This window comes from Vibrio sp. S12_S33, assembly GCF_963889785.1.
GTDB classification, from domain to species: domain Bacteria; phylum Pseudomonadota; class Gammaproteobacteria; order Enterobacterales; family Vibrionaceae; genus Vibrio; species Vibrio aestuarianus.
This window is the reverse complement of the sequence record NZ_CAWPQZ010000496.1, coordinates 1-204: the sequence shown is the minus strand read 5'-3', so window position 1 is coordinate 204 and position 204 is coordinate 1. Positions and strand designations below refer to the sequence as shown.

The following is a 204-nucleotide window of genomic DNA, read 5'->3' as shown; positions in this document are numbered from 1 at the left end:
GTTCGATTTAGACACCACCGTACCGGGTGATACCGACGGCGACGGTACGAGTGACACCGCGCCAACCGTTACCATAGCCGATGCGGCGGACGGCAGCGTCAATGTGGCCGAAAACAGTGACGGCCTTGAAACCAACGTGACACTACCAACGGGTGTGGAAGAGGGCGATACGGTGACGTTAACCATCACCAACCCAGATGGTAG

General features: G+C 57.8%; 1 protein-coding gene. It reads left to right on the top strand.

Annotated elements, in window-relative coordinates:
- Positions 1-204: hypothetical protein (locus AACW06_RS20870; protein WP_202884152.1), on the top strand; the 204-nt coding region annotated here is incomplete at both ends.